We start from the raw sequence: 15179 nt of genomic DNA, 5'->3' as shown, positions 1-15179 counted from the left end.
TTGCGGGATATTGCCGCCGCCCGTCAGCTGCTCAGAAAGCCAACGCCAGGGCCAACACGACCGCGAGCTCAAGCAACTCCAGGAGCGCCCCGGCCGTATCCCCGGTGGCCCCTCCCAGCCGCTGGCACATCAGCCGGCGCAGCCAGAGGAACACACCGATTGCCACAACCATGGGCCAGACAGCGCGCAGGCCACCCAGTAGCAGGCACAGCAGCATGCTACCCAGCAGCACCCAGCCCGCCGCGCGCCGCGGCAGGTGCTCGGCCAGTGCCTGCCCCAGTCCACCCGGGCGCACGTAGGGCGTCCCGAGGAACAGCCCCAGCATCGCCGCCCGCCCCACCACCGGCGCCAGTACCAATAGCGCCCCTGCACCGCGCTCGACCAGCACCCACAACGCACAGAACTTCAGCAGCAACACCAACACCAGGGTCACCACCGCAATTGGCCCGCTACGCGGATCCTTCATGATCTGCAGCGTACGCTCCCGGTCGCCGAACCCGCCCAGCCAGGCATCGGCGCTGTCGGCCAGGCCGTCCAGGTGCAGCGCTCCACTTAGCAGTACCCATAACGCCAGCAACAAGGCCGCATGCAACGGGGCGGGCGTGCCTTGCAGCAGGTGGCTGGCCAGCCACAGCAACACCCCGAACAGCAGGCCCACCAGTGGATAGCACAGCAGCGAGCGCCCCACTTCGCGCGGCTCGGGCATCCCCGGCAAGCGTACCGGCAGGCTGCTCAGGAACTGCAGGGCAATCCAGAACGGCAGCATCTCAGCGCACCTCTTCCACCAGCCCGTCTTCATTCATCAGCACGCGCAGCAACGCGCCGTGCCCCACTTCGACTTGCAGCAATTGCTCTTTCGGCAGGCCACGGGCGCGCGCCAACAGCAAGCGCATGACGCCGCCGTGGGTGACCAGCAGTACCCGTTTGCCGGCATGCTGCTGGTACAGCCGAGCAACCGCAGCGAGCACGCGCTCGGCGAACGCACTCACAGGCTCGCCGGCAGGCGGCGTATAGCCGTAGGGGTCCGCCCAGAAACGCCCAAGTTCATCGGCCTGGGTTTGCATGATCTGCAAGGCGCTGCGCCCTTCCCACTCACCGAAATGCAGCTCCTGAAGGCCCGCCTCGCGCTGCACCGGCAAACCCAGGCGCGCCCCCAGCTCGTCGGCAAACCGCGCGCAGCGCTGCAAGGGCGAGCTGACCAGCACCTGCCAAGGCCCGCCCTCACGTACAGCATCGCGCATCTGCGCCCAGCCCTGTTCGGTCAAGGCGTCGTCAAGGCTGCCACGCAAGCCGCCGCCCTGTTCGGTTTCACCGTGGCGCAGCAGGTCGAGGATCATGCCGGGCGGTCCGCCACGGCCGCTTCGGCGAAGGTCGCCATCTGCCCGTGCAGCACGCAGGCCAGGCGCATCAGCGGCACGGCCAGGGCGGCACCACTGCCCTCACCCAGGCGCAGGCCCAAGGCCAGCAGCGGCTCGGCCTGCAGCGCTTCAAGCAAGGCCTGGTGCCCTGGCTCGGCGCCCTGGTGGGCGAACAGCAGCCAGGCGCGGCAGTGCGGGTTGAGGCGCACTGCAACCAGCGCGGCGACGCTGCAGATGAAGCCATCAACCAACACGGCAATGCCCTGCTGCGCGCAGGCCAGGTAGGCCCCAGCCAGCGCAGCGATCTCGAAGCCGCCGACACAGCCCAGCGCCTGCAGCGGGTCGTCGGCGCGCAGGCCGTGCAGTACCAGGGCGCGCTCGATCACCTCAGCCTTGTGGCGCACGCCGGCAGCGTCCAGGCCAGTGCCCGGGCCGCTCAGGTCACCCGCCGGGCAGGCCAGCAGCGTGCTGGCCAGTGCCGCAGCTGCGGTGGTGTTGCCGATGCCCATCTCGCCGCCGATGAACAGCTGCGCGCCGTTAGCCGCGGCGCGCTGGGCGCTGTCGCGGCCGGCCTGCAAGGCGGCATGCAGTTGCGCGTCGGTCATCGCGGGTTGGCGGGCGAAGTTGGCGGTACCCGCGCCCAGGCGCAAATGGCGGACACCCGGCAGCTCGAGTGCCGGGTCGACGGTGCCCAGGTCGACCACTTCCAGGCTGGCTTGCAGCTGGCGCGCCAGCACGCTGATCGCCGCGCCGCCGCCGACGAAGTTGCGCAGCATCTGCCCGGTCACCGCTTGCGGGTAAGCCGAGACGCCCTCCTCGACCACGCCATGGTCACCGGCGAAAATAGTGATGGCGACCTGGTCCAGGGTCGGCCGCTCACGCCCTTGCAGGCCGGCCAGGTGCACGGCCAGGCCTTCCAGCTGGCCGAGCGATCCGGCAGGTTTGGTCAGCTGCTGCTGACGGGCGCGGGCCTGGTCCATGGCGGCGGTGTCGAGAGGTTGGCAGGCGTCACGCCACCAGGTCGGGTTCATAGTGCAGGTCCTTTGAGCATCAGGGGCAGGCCAGCGACGGTCAGTACCACCCGCTGGCAGCGTTCGGCGACGGCCTGGTGCAGCCAGCCGGCCTGGTCGACATAGCGCCGGGTCAGCTCGCCCATGGGCACCACGCCCAGGCCGGTTTCGTTGCTGACCAGGAGGATCGTGCCGGGCAGCTGCACAAGGCAGTCGAGCAGCGCGTCGCGTTCCTCGGCCAGGCGCTGCTCGTCTTCGAGCATCAGCAAGTTGGTCAGCCACAGGGTCAGGCAGTCCACCAGCAGGCAGCGCCCTTCGGCGGCCTCGGCGCGCAGCACGGCGGCCAGGGCCAGGGGTTCCTCGATCAGCCCCCAGTCGCTTGGCCGACGCTGGCGGTGCAGGCGCACGCGTTCGCTCATTTCGCCATCGAGCGGCTGGCTGGTGGCGATGTAGGTCACCGGCAGGCCGCTGTCGGCAGCCAGTCGTTCAGCCAGGCGGCTTTTGCCCGAGCGGGCGCCGCCAAGGATCAGGTTGAGCATGTCAGGCGACCCCACAGAGCTGGCGCAGGTGCGCGGTATCCAGGTGTTTTTCCACCAGGTCGGCCAGGCGCTCGATATCGCGCTCGCGCAGGGCCTCATAGTCGACCTGCTGCACGCCCTCCAGCCCCGCCCAGCGCAGCAGTGCGGCGCACGACTGGCTGCCTTCGAACAGGCCGTGCAGGTAGGTGGCAAGGATCTGCCCGTCGGCGCTGACGGCGCCATCGCTGCGGCCATCGGCCAACTGCACGGCCGGGCATTGCAGCGCAGGGCCGTGGGTGACACCGGCATGAATTTCGTACCCTGCCACGGCTGCTTGCTCAAGGCTCAACGCCCCGGCCACGTTGCGCAGTTGCTTCTCGGCTTCGAGGGTCGTGGTGTAATCGAGCAGCCCCAGGCCCGGGCTGGAGCCTGCAGCCCCTTCCAGGCCAAGCGGGTCGTGCACGTGGTGGCCGAGCATCTGCAGCCCACCGCAAATACCGATCAGCTTGCCGCCATAGCGCAGGTGCCGGGCGATGGCCGTGTCCCAGCCGCGCGCACGCAGTTGCGCCAGGTCGCCGCGCACGCTCTTGGAGCCCGGCAGGATGATCAGGTCGGCCGGCGGAATCGGCTGGCCAGGGCCGATGAACTGAAGGTCCACCTGCGGGTGCAGGCGCAGCGGGTCGAAGTCGGTGTGGTTGCTGATGCGCGGCAACACCGGAACGATCACCTTGAGCACGCGCTCATCCTTGGCCGCCTGGCGCACATCGATACCGTCTTCGGCCTCCAGGTGCAGGTCGGTGACATACGGCAGCACGCCCAGCACCGGTTTGCCGGTGCGCTGCTGCAGCCAGTCGAGGCCCGGCTGCAGCAAGGCGATGTCGCCACGGAAGCGGTTGATGACGAAGCCCTTGACCCGCGCCTGCTCGCTCGGCGACAGCAGTTCGAGGGTGCCGACCAGGTGGGCGAAAACCCCGCCCCGGTTGATGTCGGCCACCAGGATTACCGGGCAGTCGACCGCTTCGGCGAAGCCCATGTTGGCGATGTCACCGGCGCGCAGGTTGATCTCGGCGGGCGAGCCCGCCCCTTCGACCATCACCACCGGGTATTCGGCGCTCAGGCGCTGGTGTGACGCCAGTACCGCCTGCATGGCGATGGCTTTGTAGTCGTGATAGGCCACCGCATTCATGCTGGTGACTGCGCGGCCATGGATGATCACCTGGGCACCGGTGTCGCTGTTGGGCTTGAGCAGCACCGGGTTCATGTCGGTGTGCGGCGCCAGCCGGCAGGCCTGGGCCTGTACAGCCTGGGCACGGCCGATTTCGCCACCATCGGCGGTCACTGCGCTATTGAGCGCCATGTTCTGCGGCTTGAACGGCACCACGGCCACGCCCTGGCGCAACAGCCAGCGGCATAGCGCGGTGACCAGCGTGCTCTTGCCGGCATCGGAGGTGGTGCCTTGCACCATGAGGGTGGTCATGCCGTTTCCTTCTGATAATCGGCCAGGGCTTGTGCCAGGCGCTGTTCATCGGCCCCGCTGGCGGGCAGGCCCAGGCGCACGGCTGGCGGGTACTCGAACAGGCGGACGAGGATGCCCCGGCGGGCGAGAAAGTCATGCAGGTGCGCGGCACGGTCGCTACGCACGTACTGGAACAGGTCGCAGCTGCCCGTAGGCGCAAGGCCGCTGCGTTCCAGAAGCACGGCCAATCGCTGGCTGGCCTGGGCGCAGCGTTCGATCTGCGCCGGGTGCGCTGCCTGGTCGGCGAAACAGGCCTGGGCCACGACTCGGGTCGGGCCGCTGACGGTCCACGGGCCAAGCAGGTCGGCGAGGCGCTGCAGCAGTGGCAGTTCGGCTGCCACGCAGCCAAGCCGCACACCAGCCAGGCCGAAGAATTTGCCGAACGAACGCAGCACGATCAGCCCGGGGCGCTCGGCACACTGCACCACGCTGTGTTCGGGGGTGTTGTCCATGAACGCTTCATCGACCACCAGCCAGCCGCCCCGCTCGGCCAGGCGGGCATGCCAGGCAAGCAGCTGCTCGCGGGGTGTACGCCGGCCGGTGGGGTTGTTCGGGTTGACCAGCACCAGCACATCGAGGCTGTCGAGTGTGCCCTCGACCTGCGATTCATCCAGCTCGATCAGCCGGTGCCCTGCCCGCTGCCAGGCCTGCGGATGCTCCGCGTAGCACGGCGACATGACGCCAACCCGACCCGTCGGGCGCAACTGCGGCAAGGCCTGGATCGCCGCCTGCGAGCCGGCCACTGCCAGCAACTGGCGAGCGCCGTAATAAGCGCGTGCAGCAGCTTCGAGGCCATCCTCCGTTTCCGGCAGGCGGGCCCAGGCATCCACCGGGATCGGCGGGATCGGGTACGGCCAGGGCGCGATGCCGCTGGACAGGTCGAGCCAGGCCTCACGGGCAATGCCGTACTGCCGTACCGCCCGCAACAGGCGGCCTCCGTGCTCAAGCATTCAGGTACGCTCCCAGGCAAATCAGCAGCAACCACAGCCACACGCCACGTTGCACCAGGCTCCAGCCACGCTCGATAGCGTCGGCGTCGGCCATCGGCCCTTCGCCCAGACGCGGGCGCTCGTGCAACTCGCCGTGGTACACGGCCGGGCCGCCGAGCTCGACGCCCAGCGCCCCGGCACCTGCTGCCATCACCGGCCCGGCGTTAGGGCTGTCCCACAACGGCGCCTGTTTGCGCCAGCAGGCCAACGCCAGGCGGGCCTTGCCGAGCAGCGCGTAGGTCAGCGCCACCAGCCTGGCGGGCATATAGTTGAGCACATCGTCGATGCGCGCCGCGCACCAGCCAAAGCGCTCGAAACGTTCATTGCGATAGCCCCACATGGCGTCCAGGGTATTGCTCAGGCGGTACAGCACCACGCCCGGCGCACCGGCGATGATGAACCAGAACAGCGCGGCGAACACCGCATCGCTGCCGTTCTCCAGCACCGATTCGGTGGCGGCTCGGGCCACAGCGGGTTCATCGAGCTCGCGGGTTTCGCGGCTGACCAGGTAGCCCACACGCCGCCGTGCTTCTTCCAGGTCGCCCTGGCGCAGGGCACTGGCAACTGGCAGCACGTGCTCGCCCAGGCTGCGCAGGCCCAGCGCGCAATACAGCGCCAGCACGTCCACCAGCCAGCCCACATAGGGCAGCCACGACAGGATCAGCGCGACCAGCGTCAAGGGCACCACGGCCAGGAACCAGGCACTCACGCCATGGCTGCGCCAGCCTCGCCCTCCGGCATTCAGGCGCCGCTCCAGGCCCGATGCCAGGTTGCCAAAGGCCACCAGCGGGTGGCGCCGCTGCGGCTCGCCCAGCAACGCATCCAGGGCCACACCGGCCACGGTCAGCAAGGCCACGCTCATTGGCGCTCTCCCCATTGGTTCTCGAACAGCATGTCACCCAAGGGCCGCTCTTCGGCCCAGTTTTCCATCACCAGCATGGGTGCCGGATAAAATTCGGTTACCGGCCCAAGGCACAGCACTGCGACCGGCTTGGCGCCGGCCGGCATGCCCAGCAGCTCGGCCAGTGCCTGGGGCTCGAACAGCGAAACCCAGCCCATGCCAAGGCCTTCGGCACGGGCCGCCAGCCAGAGGTTCTGAATGGCGCAGGCCAGCGAGGCCAGGTCCATTTCCGGTAAGGTTCGGCGGCCGAAAATGTGTGGCTCACGGTTGTCCATCAACGCCGCCACCCACAGTTCGGCGCAATCGTTGATGCCTTCGACCTTGAGCTTCATGAAGGCGTCGGTACGCTCGCCCAAGGCCTCGGCCGTGCGCAACCGCTCCTGCTCTACCAGCGCCTTGATGCGCCCGCGCAGTTCGCCCTGCGTGATGCGAACGAAGCGCCACGGCTGCATCAGGCCAACGCTGGGGGCCTGATGCGCGGCGCCGAGCAGGCGGCCGAGCACCTCGGGGGCCACCGTGCCGCCGGCAAAGTGGCGCATGTCGCGACGCTCGCCGATGGCCCGGTAGACCGCGGCGCGCTCGGCATCACTGAAGGCGTGTTCGCTCATGGCCGCAACAGCGCCGCCGCCGCCTCGGGGTTGGACGGGAAATAAAAGTGCACGTAAGACGCAGTGAGCCGGCCCAGGCGGTAGACCGCTTCGTTACCGCGCCCACCATTGGGGCTCAGGCCCCGGGCAATCGGTTCCAGCGCGGTGCTGGTCAGCGAGTGGTGGTAGGTATGCCCGCGCAGGGTACCCTCGGGCAGCTCGACGGCCTGCAGGGCAAGCGCTGCCAGGCGTTTCTGCATGGTCGCCTCGCCCGGCAGCAGGCCGAGCAGCGCAGCACGTTCACCGGCAACGTCGGTCAAGGCATCGAGCAGGTAGAGCATGCCGCCGCATTCGGCCAGCAGGGGCTTGCCCGCGGCGTGATGGGCACGGATGGCTTCGGTCATCGGCGCGTTGGCAGCCAGGGCATGGTGATGCAGCTCGGGATAGCCGCCCGGCAGGTACAAACTGTCCACATCGGGCAGCGCCTGATCGTGCACAGGCGAGAAGAATGTCAGCTGGGCGCCCAGATCGCGCAGCAGGTCGAGGTTGGCGCCATAGGTGAAGGCAAACGCTTCGTCCTTCGCCACGCCGATGCGCACGCCAGCCAGCGACGCGGCGCAGGGCTGCGGCGAGGGTTCGGCGAAGGCCACCGGCGGCGGCAATGCTGCATCGCAGCTGCTGCCCAGGGCTTGGGCGGCAGCGTCCAGGCGCGCATCCAGGTCATTCAGCTCACTGGCCTGCACCAACCCCAGGTGGCGGCTGGGCAGCTCGATGCCGCGCTCGCGCGACAGCCCGCCGTACCAGCGCAGCCCCTCGGTAAGGCTGCCTTCAAGCAGTTGCGCATGGCGCAGGCTGCCCACCCGGTTGGCCAGCACACCGGCGAACGGCAGGTCGGCCTGGTAGCGCGCCAGGCCCAAGGCCAGGGCGCCAAAGGTCTGGGCCATGGCAGTGCCATCGATCACCGCCAGCACCGGTACGCCGAAGTGGCGGGCCAGGTCGGCGCTGGACGGGGTACCGTCGAACAGCCCCATGACCCCCTCGATCAGGATCAGGTCAGCCTCGCCCGCCGCTTCCCACAGCAGGCGGCGGCTCTCTTCGGCGCCGATCATCCACAGGTCGAGCTGGTACACCGGCGCACCGCTGGCGCGCTCGAGGATCATCGGGTCGAGAAAATCAGGCCCGCACTTGAACACCCGGACTTTACGCCCGAGGTTGCGGTGCAGGCGGGCCAGGGCCGCAGTCACGGTGGTCTTGCCCTGGCCAGAAGCCGGGGCCGCGATCAGTACGGCCGGGCAGTGTCGCGTGTGGCTCACAGTTCGACGCCCTTCTGCGCGCGGATGCCCGCCTGGAACGCATGCTTGAGCATGCCCATCTCGGTGACCGTGTCGGCCAGCTCGATCATTTCCGGCTTGGCCGCGCGGCCCGTGACGATCACATGCTGCATGGGGGGACGCGCCTGGATGTCGCAGAGCACCTGGTCGAGGTCGAGGTAGCCATGCTTGAGCGCGATGTTCAGTTCATCGAGCACCACAAACTGCACGGACGGGTCTTGCAGCAATTGGCGCGAAACCGCCCAAGCCGCTTCAGCGGCGGCGATGTCGCGCTGACGATCCTGGGTTTCCCAGGTAAAGCCCTCGCCCATCACGTGGTAGCGCACCTGCTCGGGGAAGCGCCGGAAGAACAGCTCCTCGCCGGTGCTGTTGCGGCCCTTGATGAACTGCACCACGCCGCACTGCATGCCATGGCCCAAAGCGCGCGCGAGCATGCCGAAGGCCGAGCTGCTCTTGCCCTTGCCGTTGCCGGTAAGTACCAGCAACAGGCCGCATTCGTTAGGGGAATTGGCGATGCGCTCGTCGATGACTGCCTTCTTGCGCTGCATGCGCGCCAGGTGGCGTTCGTCGCGGTCGGTGAGTTCGCTCATGGGGGGTACTCCGCAGGCTGACGCCACGCGAAGAAGCGGCGACAGGTCGATAGACAGGCAGGCGGAGAGCGCGAAGGAGCCGTGGCCAGACGCCACGGTGCACCGCGCATCACCCTCCGTGATGCCGTTGGCAGTGACAGGCCGGTCTCCGGGCTTGTGAGCGGGCGTCGGCCCAGCCTGCGCGCCTTCCCGGATGCTGGCATCCAGTGGCCCTGCGCGGCCTTTGACTCACCTACCGTTGCGGGGGCAGCGCCGGACTCGCGCCCTTTATGGCGCCCACCGGCTTCCCAGTTTCACCCCACCCAGACAAGGCTGGCAGGGCACCTGAAACACGCGCGAAGGTTAGAGGGTTGAATGGGGAGCGTCAATCGAACGGGGGTGATTTCACGAAGCCCATCGCCGGTTGCCGACGATGGGCTTTCAGCTTTAGCGACGAATCAGCGCCAACACTGCATCGGTCACTTCACGGGTGGTGGCCTTGCCGCCCAGGTCAGGCGTGTGCAGGCCACTTTCGGTGACCGCTTCGATCGCGGCCATCAGCTCGCGCGCTGCAGCGTGTTCGCCCAGATGCTCAAGCATCATCACCGCGGTCCAGAAGGTAGCGATGGGGTTGGCCACGCCCTTGCCGGTGATATCGAACGCCGAGCCGTGGATGGGTTCGAACATCGACGGGAAGTCACGGCCGGGGTTGAGGTTGGCGGTGGGCGCGATGCCCAGGCTGCCGGACAGCGCGGCAGCCAGGTCGGACAGGATGTCGGCATGCAGGTTGGTGGCCACTACCACATCCAGCTGCTCGGGCTTGAGCACCATGGTCGTGGTCACGGCGTCCACCAGCTCGCGGGTGGTGCGCACATCGGGGTAATCCTTGGCCACCTCCTCGAACACCTCGTCCCACAGCACCATGCCATGGCGCTGCGCGTTGGACTTGGTTACCAGGGTCAGGTGTTTTGCCGGGCGAGTGCGGGCCAGCTCGAAAGCGAAGCGGTGGATGCGCTCGACGCCAACGCGGGTGAAGGTCGAGACCTCGGTGGCCACTTCGATCGGCAAGCCCTGGTGGACACGGCCGCCACTGCCGGAGTATTCCCCTTCGGAGTTCTCCCGCACGATCACCCAGTCAATTGCCTTGCCCTTGGCCAGCGGGCTGGTCACCCCTGGCAACACGCGGGCCGGGCGTACATTGGCGAACTGATCGAAGCCCTGGCAGATCGGCAGGCGCAGGCCCCACAGCGACACATGGTCCGGTACTTCCTGGCTGCCCACGGCGCCGAAGAAGATGGCATCGAAGGTTTTCAGCCGTTCCAGGCCGCCCTCGGGAATGTATTGGCCTTCGCGCAGGTAACGCTCCGAGCCCCAATCGAAATGCTCGAAATCGATGCCGAAACTGCCGCGCTTGGCAGCCAGTGCCTGCAGTACCTCGACACCCGCGGCGATCACCTCGACACCAATGCCATCACCCGGAATTGCCGCGATCTTGTAGTTGCTCATGCCTCGACTCCCATGCTTGTTGTGGCCCGCCGGGCTTGTGCTGGCGGGTATGAGCCGAGTATATGTAGTGAACCCAGGGCAGCAGTTAACCCTGAATTACCTCTTAAGTAACCATGGGTTAATGATGAATCCAACACAGGACCTGGGCTTCTTTCACCTCCTGGCCAAGCAAGGCAGCCTGGCAGCCACCGCACGCGAGCTAGGCGTCACGCCGCCGGCGGTGAGCAAGCGCCTGGCAGCACTGGAGGCACGCCTGGGCGTGCGCCTGGTCAACCGCACCACCCGCTCCATGAGCCTGACCGCCGAGGGCGAGCTGTACTTCGCTCACGCCGCGCGCATCCTCGTCCAGGTCGATGAAGTGGAACAATTGATCGGCCGCCACCGCGCCGAGCCCAAGGGCTTGATCCGGGTGAACGCCTCGCTGGGCTTTGGCCGCCGCTACATCGGCCCGGCCCTGGCCGACTTCTACGCGCGCTACCCGGACATCGAGGTGCAGCTGGAAATCAGCGACCACCCGCTGGACTTGGCCAGCCACGGCTTCGACCTGGGGATTCGCTTCGGCAGCCTGCCGGACGCCTCTTTCCATGCCCGCAAGATCGCGTCCAACCGCCGCCTGCTGTGCGCTTCACCGCTGTACCTGGAAAAGCACGGCACACCGCTGAGACTGACGGATCTGGCCCAGCACAACTGCATTTTCCTGCGCCAGAATGAATCGCCCTATGGCGTGTGGAGCTTCACCAACGGCGGGCGCACGCAGAACATCAAGGTGCAGGGTGCACTGAGCTGCAACGACGGTGAGGTGGCACTGAACTGGGCGCTGCAGGGCCATGGCATCTTGCTGCGCGCCGAGTGGGACATTGCCCGCTACGTGCGTAGTGGGCGTTTGCGGCTGTTGCTGGAAGATCAGACGCCAACCCGTGCTGACGTCTACGCGGTGTACCCGCAGCAGCTGCACCTGTCGGCGCGGGTGCGCAGGCTGATCGACTTTTTGATCGAGCGTTTCGAGCGCATCGACCACCTGGACCTTGAAGAAGTTGGATGAACTGGCATGCCTGGCCGCGCTCTGAATACTGAGAGACCTACTCAGGAGCGCGGCGTCCATGAATCGCATCGGCATTCTCTTACCCTGGGCGCTGGGCGCCTTTCTGGCGGGATGCGGTGACACCGCATCACTGGGTGTCGATGCAGGCAGCGGGCCTGCACCGCAATTGCCTGCGCCCAACCCGACACTGATCCCGACCGTCAACATCGCACCCGCCATCGGCTGGCCTAGCGGCGGCAAGCCCAAGGCTGCAGCGGGCACGCAAGTGGCGGCCTTCGCCGACAAACTCGATCATCCGCGCTGGCTGTATGTGCTGCCCAATGGCGACGTGCTGGTTGCCGAGACCAACGCCCCGCCCAAGCCCGATGATGGCAAGGGCATCCGCGGCTGGGTGATGGGCAAGGCGATGAAGCGCGCAGGCGCCGGGGTGCCTAGCGCCAACCGCATCACGTTGCTGCGGGATGCCGACCATGACGGCGTTGCCGAACTGCGCACGACCTTTATCGAGGGGCTCAACTCACCGTTCGGCATGGCTTTGGTGGGCAATGACTTCTATGTCGCCGACACCGACCGACTGCTGCGTTTCAAGTACTCGCCAGGGGCCACGCAGATTCGCGAGCCCGGCAAGGCAGTTGTCGATTTGCCCGGCGGGACGCTCAACCACCACTGGACCAAGAACGTGATTGCCAGCGCTGATGGCAAGAAGCTGTATGTGACCGTGGGCTCGAACAGCAATGTCGGCGAGAACGGCCTGGACCAGGAGCAGGGTCGCGCGGCGATCTGGGAAGTCGATGCCGCCAGCGGCACGCACAGGATTTTTGCCTCAGGCTTGCGCAACCCCAACGGCCTGGCCTGGGAGCCGCATACGGGTGCCTTGTGGACGGCGGTCAACGAGCGTGACGAGATTGGCAGTGACCTGGTGCCGGACTACATCACCTCGGTCAAGGATGGCGGATTCTATGGGTGGCCTTACAGCTACTACGGGCAGCATGTCGATGAACGCGTCAAACCGCAGGATCCGCAGAAAGTAGCCCGCGCGTTGGTGCCAGATTATGCAGTAGGCCCACATACCGCCTCGTTGGGGCTGGCGTTCGCACAACCTGGCGTGCTGCCACCGCCGTTTGATCACGGCGCATTGGTCGGCCAGCATGGTTCGTGGAACCGCAAACCGCACAGCGGCTACAAGGTCATCCTGGTACCGTTCGACAGCGCCGGTAAACCTACGGCGAAGCCGGTCGACCTGCTCACAGGCTTTCTCGACAGTGATGGCAGGGCCATGGGGCGACCGGTCGGGGTCGTCAACGACCAGCGCGGCGGCGTGCTGGTGGCGGACGATGTCGGCAACGTGGTGTGGCGGGTCAGCAAGGCGCCGTAGCGCCTGGCTTGATCAGGGGTTCTGCGCCAGGTGGCCTTGGGGAATAACCCGTTTGGCCTGCAGGTAGGCCTTGGACCAATAGCTGTTGGAGAGGTAGTCCAGGCGCACCGTGCCGCCAGTGGATGGCGCATGCACAAAGCGTCCCTCACCCACATAGATACCGGCGTGGCTGACCTGCGAGCCACCGCTGGTGGCAAAGAACACCAAGTCACCGGATTGCAGCGCCTTCATATCCACGGTGGGTGCACGCATGACGATCATCTCCCGCGTCGAGCGCGGCAGGCTGATACCGGCGGCATCGCGATAGACATAGCCGATCAGGCCGCTGCAATCGAAACCGGAATCCGGCGTGTTGCCCCCCCAACGGTACGGCGTACCGACCAGGCCGATCGCGCGGATCAGCACGTCGTCGGCAATGGGCGAACCATCGGGCTGGCTGTAGGTGATCTTGGGTTGCACAACCGGTGCCGGTGCAGGCGCACGGCTGGAGCAGGCGGCAAGCAATGCCACCAGGGAAAGGAATGCGAAGCGCGCCATCATCTTCATGGCCAGAACATCCTGTCTGAGACCGCAGGCCGCAGCCGAAAAGTGTTGAGAATTTAGATTAGACGCTTTCTGTAAATGCGCACGGCGGCGAGCTTTTTTTATCAAGCATCGCCGCCGCGGCAAGATACATCATTTTGATATCAGTTGCGCGCGATATTGGTGGTCGGCGCCATGGCCAAGGCACGCTTGGCTTCAATGAAGGTCTTGCTCCAGTAGCGGTCACCGAGGTTGTCGATGCGCACACCACCGCTGCGGCGGCTGCTGGAGTGGATGAACTGATTGTCACCCAGGTAGATGCCGGCATGGCTGACCCGGCCACGGCCATTGGTGCTGAAGAACAGCAAGTCGCCTGGCTTGAGCTTGTTGCGGGCTACCTTGGGTGCATCGACGTTGATCATTTCGCGGGTCGAACGCGGCAGGTTCATGCCGGCCTCTTCACGGAACAGATAACCGATGAAGCCACTGCAGTCGAAGCCGGAGGCCTCCGAGGTACCACCGAAGCGGTAGCGGGTGCCGATCAGCGACATGCCGCGCTCGAGAATGCTGTCTGCCAGCACTGGCAATTGGTAAGGCTTGCTGCCGCTGGAGAACGCTTGCAGATCATCTTCGGTGGCCAGTTCTTCCTGTTCGCCGAAGACGGAGGAAGCCGAAGCTTTGGCCTTGGTCACCGATTGCGAGGCAACCGGGGTGTGATCCTGGGGCTGGGAAACCGGGCTTTGTGCCGCACAGCCAATCAACAGGGTCACGAGTGCGAGGGGCACGAGGGGTGCGAAGCGCTTTAGCATGGGCACGACCGTGTCTGTAATCCTTTAGAAGGGGGAAACTATGCCTTCTATCGGGACCATTTGCAAATTTTATCGAAAAAGATGTGACTTTTTCGTTTTGCCGCTCAAAGCCCCGTATTTACGGGCTTACCAGCCGAGTGTTTCTTTCAGGAACGGGATGGTCAATTTGCGTTGCGCCTGCAACGAAGCCTGGTCGAGGCGTTCGAGCAGGTCGAACAGCGCACTCATGCTGCGGGTGCCACGGGTGAGGATGAAGTGGCCGACCTCGTCGGTCAGGTGCAGGCCGCGGCGCGAGGCACGCAGCTGCAGGGCGCGGAGCTTGTCTTCATCGGACAGGCCGCGCATCTGGAAGACCAGCGCGAGGGTCAGGCGCGATTTGAGGTCAGGGAGTTTGATGGGCAGTTCGCGGGGGGACGCCGAGGCGGCCAGCAGCAGGCGCCGGCCGCTGTCGCGCAGGCGGTTGAACAGGTGGAACATCGCCTCTTCCCAATCGGCCTTGCCGGCGATCACGTGCAAGTCGTCGATGCACACCAGCTCGTACTGCGCCAGGTAGTCGAGCAGCCCGACGCCTCGGTCAAGCAGTTGCGCCAGGGGCAGGTACACGGCGGCTTCGCCGCGCTGCTGGAAGCGGTGCGTCGCGGCCTGCAACAGGTGACTGCGGCCGACACCCTGCTTGCCCCACAGGTAGATGAGGCTCTCGGTCCAGCCGGCGTCGGCTTCGCATAGCCGCTCGACGTAGCCCAATGCCGCAGCATTGGCGCCCGGATAGTAGTTGATGAAGGTGGCGTCATCGCGCAGGCGCACACCCAGGGGCAACTGGATCGGTGGTTTCATGCTCGCGGGCGGTCGGGAGGACCACAGGGGGCCTAGGGTGATCGGTGTGCAAAGTCTATACCTGCATTGCAGGGTACACAATCACGTAGGCGGATAGCCCAAGTAAAATCAATAAGTTGCAGAGCAAAAACATTGGCTGGGCTTTGGCTGTGGCTGTGGCTGTGGCTGTGGCTTTTGATCTTGCTTTCTATACGCGAAGGTCCAGACGACACAGATTGCGACTTCAGGAGGCCGAGCGGAGGTCTTGCGGAGGGAGGTGACGGGCAGGATGCCCGTCAAGCGCTTCGGCCCATGGATGGGCCGTGGGCGCGG

General features: G+C 66.3%; 16 protein-coding genes and 1 riboswitch. Of the genes, 2 read left to right on the top strand and 14 right to left on the bottom strand.

Annotated features, from left to right (window positions below; genetic code table 11):
- Positions 1-31: 31 nt before the first annotated feature.
- From ACNQPL_RS24080 to ACNQPL_RS24030, 11 genes are all read right to left on the bottom strand, one after another.
- Entirely contained in the window at positions 32-766 is a 735-nt protein-coding gene (locus ACNQPL_RS24080; protein WP_346615762.1) for an adenosylcobinamide-GDP ribazoletransferase, read from the bottom strand.
- 1 nt (position 767) lies between these two features.
- Positions 768-1337, bottom strand: a complete 570-nt coding sequence (gene cobC, locus ACNQPL_RS24075; RefSeq protein WP_416468089.1) for an alpha-ribazole phosphatase family protein — start codon at positions 1335-1337, stop codon at positions 768-770.
- Entirely contained in the window at positions 1334-2389 is a 1056-nt protein-coding gene (gene cobT / locus ACNQPL_RS24070; protein WP_346615764.1) for a nicotinate-nucleotide--dimethylbenzimidazole phosphoribosyltransferase, read from the bottom strand. The genes cobC and cobT overlap by 4 nt, the downstream gene beginning before the upstream one ends.
- Positions 2386-2907 carry a bifunctional adenosylcobinamide kinase/adenosylcobinamide-phosphate guanylyltransferase gene (gene cobU / locus ACNQPL_RS24065; protein ID WP_416468088.1) on the bottom strand — a complete coding sequence of 174 codons (522 nt, stop codon included), beginning with the start codon at positions 2905-2907 and terminating at the stop codon, positions 2386-2388. Before cobU ends, cobT begins: the two co-directional genes overlap by 4 nt.
- A 1-nt stretch (position 2908) precedes the next feature.
- Entirely contained in the window at positions 2909-4363 is a 1455-nt protein-coding gene (locus tag ACNQPL_RS24060; protein ID WP_416468087.1) for a cobyric acid synthase, read from the bottom strand.
- Positions 4360-5352, bottom strand: a complete 993-nt coding sequence (gene cobD, locus ACNQPL_RS24055; RefSeq protein WP_416468086.1) for a threonine-phosphate decarboxylase CobD — start codon at positions 5350-5352, stop codon at positions 4360-4362. The genes ACNQPL_RS24060 and cobD overlap by 4 nt, the downstream gene beginning before the upstream one ends.
- Positions 5345-6253 carry an adenosylcobinamide-phosphate synthase CbiB gene (gene cbiB, locus ACNQPL_RS24050; RefSeq protein ID WP_416468085.1) on the bottom strand — a complete coding sequence of 303 codons (909 nt, stop codon included), beginning with the start codon at positions 6251-6253 and terminating at the stop codon, positions 5345-5347. The genes cobD and cbiB overlap by 8 nt, the downstream gene beginning before the upstream one ends.
- Positions 6250-6900: a 5,6-dimethylbenzimidazole synthase gene (gene bluB / locus ACNQPL_RS24045; protein ID WP_416468084.1), complete on the bottom strand. Its 651-nt coding sequence runs from the start codon at positions 6898-6900 to the stop codon at positions 6250-6252. Before bluB ends, cbiB begins: the two co-directional genes overlap by 4 nt.
- The gene (locus ACNQPL_RS24040; protein ID WP_346615770.1) at positions 6897-8192 is read right to left on the bottom strand and encodes a cobyrinate a,c-diamide synthase; all 1296 of its coding nucleotides are present in this window, start codon (positions 8190-8192) and stop codon (positions 6897-6899) included. The genes bluB and ACNQPL_RS24040 overlap by 4 nt, the downstream gene beginning before the upstream one ends.
- Entirely contained in the window at positions 8189-8800 is a 612-nt protein-coding gene (cobO, locus tag ACNQPL_RS24035; RefSeq protein ID WP_416468083.1) for a cob(I)yrinic acid a,c-diamide adenosyltransferase, read from the bottom strand. Before cobO ends, ACNQPL_RS24040 begins: the two co-directional genes overlap by 4 nt.
- A 121-nt stretch (positions 8801-8921) precedes the next feature.
- Positions 8922-9143, bottom strand: a riboswitch (cobalamin riboswitch).
- Between the two features lie 83 nt (positions 9144-9226).
- On the bottom strand, positions 9227-10285 hold the full coding sequence (locus ACNQPL_RS24030; protein ID WP_346615772.1) for a tartrate dehydrogenase: 1059 nt from the start codon (positions 10283-10285) through the stop codon (positions 9227-9229).
- 124 nt (positions 10286-10409) lie between these two features.
- Between ACNQPL_RS24030 and ACNQPL_RS24025 the strand changes: the two genes are divergently transcribed.
- Complete coding sequence (locus ACNQPL_RS24025) at positions 10410-11327, top strand: LysR family transcriptional regulator (RefSeq protein WP_416468082.1); 918 nt, start codon at positions 10410-10412, stop codon at positions 11325-11327.
- 58 nt (positions 11328-11385) lie between these two features.
- Entirely contained in the window at positions 11386-12702 is a 1317-nt protein-coding gene (locus ACNQPL_RS24020; protein WP_416468081.1) for a PQQ-dependent sugar dehydrogenase, read from the top strand.
- A gap of 12 nt (positions 12703-12714) precedes the next feature.
- On the opposite strand, the gene ACNQPL_RS24015 is transcribed toward ACNQPL_RS24020, so the two are convergent.
- The 3 genes from ACNQPL_RS24015 to hda form a co-directional block, all read right to left on the bottom strand.
- Positions 12715-13248: a C40 family peptidase gene (locus ACNQPL_RS24015; protein ID WP_346615775.1), complete on the bottom strand. Its 534-nt coding sequence runs from the start codon at positions 13246-13248 to the stop codon at positions 12715-12717.
- A gap of 140 nt (positions 13249-13388) precedes the next feature.
- Positions 13389-14033 (bottom strand): C40 family peptidase, encoded by a 645-nt coding sequence (locus tag ACNQPL_RS24010; RefSeq protein WP_346615776.1) that lies wholly within the window; start codon positions 14031-14033, stop codon positions 13389-13391.
- A 126-nt stretch (positions 14034-14159) separates the two neighbouring features.
- The gene (gene hda, locus ACNQPL_RS24005) at positions 14160-14867 is read right to left on the bottom strand and encodes a DnaA regulatory inactivator Hda (RefSeq protein WP_346615777.1); all 708 of its coding nucleotides are present in this window, start codon (positions 14865-14867) and stop codon (positions 14160-14162) included.
- Positions 14868-15179: the final 312 nt, after the last annotated feature.

The sequence above is a fragment of the Pseudomonas sp. LFS044 genome (assembly GCF_047978245.1).
Taxonomy (GTDB): Bacteria; Pseudomonadota; Gammaproteobacteria; order Pseudomonadales; family Pseudomonadaceae; genus Aquipseudomonas.
The sequence above is the reverse complement of the archived record's forward strand: the minus strand, read 5'-3'. Positions and strand labels throughout refer to the sequence as shown.

Bases quoted from the DNA above. Each gene is read 5' to 3' on its own strand.
- ACNQPL_RS24080 (WP_346615762.1), bottom strand. From the start codon at position 766: ATGCTGCCGTTCTGGATTGCCCTGCAGTTCCTGAGCAGCCTGCCGGTA.
- cobC (WP_416468089.1), bottom strand. From the start codon at position 1,337: ATGATCCTCGACCTGCTGCGCCACGGTGAAACCGAACAGGGCGGCGGC.
- cobT (WP_346615764.1), bottom strand. From the start codon at position 2,389: ATGAACCCGACCTGGTGGCGTGACGCCTGCCAACCTCTCGACACCGCC.
- cobU (WP_416468088.1), bottom strand. From the start codon at position 2,907: ATGCTCAACCTGATCCTTGGCGGCGCCCGCTCGGGCAAAAGCCGCCTG.
- ACNQPL_RS24060 (WP_416468087.1), bottom strand. From the start codon at position 4,363: ATGACCACCCTCATGGTGCAAGGCACCACCTCCGATGCCGGCAAGAGC.
- cobD (WP_416468086.1), bottom strand. From the start codon at position 5,352: ATGCTTGAGCACGGAGGCCGCCTGTTGCGGGCGGTACGGCAGTACGGC.
- cbiB (WP_416468085.1), bottom strand. From the start codon at position 6,253: ATGAGCGTGGCCTTGCTGACCGTGGCCGGTGTGGCCCTGGATGCGTTG.
- bluB (WP_416468084.1), bottom strand. From the start codon at position 6,900: ATGAGCGAACACGCCTTCAGTGATGCCGAGCGCGCCGCGGTCTACCGG.
- cobO (WP_416468083.1), bottom strand. From the start codon at position 8,800: ATGAGCGAACTCACCGACCGCGACGAACGCCACCTGGCGCGCATGCAG.
- ACNQPL_RS24030 (WP_346615772.1), bottom strand. From the start codon at position 10,285: ATGAGCAACTACAAGATCGCGGCAATTCCGGGTGATGGCATTGGTGTC.
- ACNQPL_RS24025 (WP_416468082.1), top strand. From the start codon at position 10,410: ATGAATCCAACACAGGACCTGGGCTTCTTTCACCTCCTGGCCAAGCAA.
- ACNQPL_RS24020 (WP_416468081.1), top strand. From the start codon at position 11,386: ATGAATCGCATCGGCATTCTCTTACCCTGGGCGCTGGGCGCCTTTCTG.
- ACNQPL_RS24015 (WP_346615775.1), bottom strand. From the start codon at position 13,248: ATGAAGATGATGGCGCGCTTCGCATTCCTTTCCCTGGTGGCATTGCTT.
- ACNQPL_RS24010 (WP_346615776.1), bottom strand. From the start codon at position 14,033: ATGCTAAAGCGCTTCGCACCCCTCGTGCCCCTCGCACTCGTGACCCTG.
- hda (WP_346615777.1), bottom strand. From the start codon at position 14,867: ATGAAACCACCGATCCAGTTGCCCCTGGGTGTGCGCCTGCGCGATGAC.